Here is a 2,038-nt window from a genome sequence, read left to right as displayed (position 1 = left end):
CTCTAGCCGTGCCAAGTGACGGCTTACCTCATGCCCCCGGCTAACCATCCAGTCAACCGGACCGCCGAACACCCGCCTTTAGGTTGCCTCTGGCCGCCTCGCGCGGCGTCCGGTTACTTTCATCGTTAGCCGTATCTTTAATGAATATCTCCACAGAGTAGAGGTCACAATGAAATATCAGGTTTCATACCGCTGTAGAACTGACGAAAAGGCATTTGACTCTGATTTCGAAGTTGAAAGCCAGTCCGTGCCCACGAATACAGATAGCTACGTAATTGAACCCGCCCTAAAAGATTCAATTAAATTTCACAAATCTGGGGCTGGCGGGATAGAAATAATCTCAATAACACCGTTACCTTGATCGATATAACCATTCCTTCGCAGGAACCGAAATTGGGAATCCAGAAGAAATATGACAAATTAGTCCGGCAATGGGGCCGGGAATTAGCCAATGAAATCATGGCAAAGAGAGCATCACGGATGCCGATAAGAAAAGGCAAAAAGCACGGCGGTGGCTCGCCAATATTGCCGGGGTCATTTGAGTCAGGAAAGCGCCGGTAACCAGTAATGCTCTCACGGCTAACACTTCAATTCACCGGACCTGCACAAAATGCCGCGCAGTCCGGTGATCTACAACGTTAGGTATCACATGAGCCCTTGGCGCACACTCACCTCTTTACTATTAGGAACGTTATTCATGAGCACAACTAACGCAGCAGAGGAGATCGACTCAAAATATTTCATTCGCACTGTCACCTACTCGATGCTAAAGGAACAGGTCGTGTTACACGAACGTGGGCGCCCCCAAATGACGACAGTTGATGAGTGGCCTCAACTAGTATTCCTCAGCGCCGATGGTAAGCACACCGTCGCTGACTTTATTGCCGCTGTGAGTAGGCAATATTCAGGTGGCGCACCAAAGGGGCTGCCTGAACAAACCCGCCAAGTTATTCGTGATGTCGCAGCCCACGGATATATCGTTCTCATGTCTAAGCCCCAGAAGTTGCCTTACTATTTATCTATGCCAATCGAGCAACAGGATCCTGTCCGATCTAAACAACTAATGGAAGCTGATGGGTTCATCACAAAGGTGCCAAAGTGATACCTAACACTCCAGTCAACCGGACCGCCGAACACCCGCCTTTAGGTTGCCTCTGTCCGCCCTGCGCGGCGTCCGGTTACTTTCATCGTTAGAACTCCCAGATGAAACCTCGCTACTACCCTCCTGAATTTCAGAAAGAACATTTCCATTGCCCGCTGTGCGGCGTTTACGCAGCACAGCATTGGAACGAGTTAAAGGTGCTTGTTCCAAACTCCCACTTCATTAACTCTCCATTCATGTCCGCCTATTGCTCTCATTGCAAAAAGCGAAGCTTCTGGTTTGATGGCCGCATGGTTGTTCCGACAGATAGCCCTGTTGAGCCACCACATCACGATTTGCCAGAGGCTTGTCTTTCTGACTATGAAGAGGCGAGAGATATTGTTAGCCGATCACCAAGAGGTGCGGTCGCACTACTTCGTCTATGCCTTCAAAAGCTCACTCCCCACCTTGGGGAAGAAGGAAAGAACATCAACGACGACATCAAGTCGTTGGTAGCCAAGGGGCTGCCCCCACTCGTACAACAAGCGCTCGATGTTTGTCGAGTAGTTGGAAATAATGCAGTTCATCCGGGAGAGTTGGATATCAATGACACCCCAGAAATTGCGCATCAGCTTTTTCGAATGATCAATTTCATTGTCGAAGATCGAATTACAAGGCCCAAGGAAATACAGGCCCTTTACTCCCAACTTCCACAGGGTGCTATTGAGGCAATTGCAAAACGAGATGGCAAGCAGTGACCCTCTCCCGAGTTCTAACTTCTCATTCCACCGGACCTGCGCAAAAAGCCGCGCAGGCCGGTGAATTCAGACGTTGGGCGTATTCATCCTAAGGAAACCTCATGGGACTTTTCGGAATTTTCTCGGGTAAGCCAAAGCAATTCGTCACGCCAGAGGCCTTTCAAAAGAATGTCGCAAACCAATCGGCGATGACTCCCCA

Annotated in this window: 4 protein-coding genes; all 4 read left to right on the top strand. The window is 49.5% G+C overall.

Translation table 11 applies throughout. The features are described 5' to 3' along the window. Positions 1–169 precede the first annotated feature (169 nt). The 4 genes from F9K33_16540 to F9K33_16525 all read left to right on the top strand — a co-directional run bounded on the left by F9K33_16540 (position 170) and on the right by F9K33_16525 (position 1,839). Positions 170–361, top strand: a complete 192-nt coding sequence (locus F9K33_16540) for a hypothetical protein (GenBank protein KAB2877335.1) — start codon at positions 170–172, stop codon at positions 359–361. Next, positions 358–561, top strand: coding sequence for a hypothetical protein (locus F9K33_16535; GenBank protein ID KAB2877334.1), 204 nt, complete (start codon positions 358–360; stop codon positions 559–561). Before F9K33_16540 ends, F9K33_16535 begins: the two co-directional genes overlap by 4 nt. A gap of 136 nt (positions 562–697) precedes the next feature. Then, on the top strand, positions 698–1,102 hold the full coding sequence (locus F9K33_16530; protein ID KAB2877333.1) for a hypothetical protein: 405 nt from the start codon (positions 698–700) through the stop codon (positions 1,100–1,102). A gap of 101 nt (positions 1,103–1,203) precedes the next feature. Beyond that, a complete protein-coding gene (locus tag F9K33_16525; GenBank protein KAB2877332.1) occupies positions 1,204–1,839 on the top strand; it encodes a DUF4145 domain-containing protein in 636 nt (211 codons plus the stop codon). The last annotated feature ends 199 nt before the right edge of the window (positions 1,840–2,038 follow it).

It is taken from the genome of bacterium, from assembly GCA_008933615.1.
In the GTDB taxonomy this organism is placed as follows: domain Bacteria; phylum CLD3; class CLD3; order SB21; family SB21; genus SB21.
This window is presented reverse-complemented; position numbering and strand designations above follow the sequence as displayed.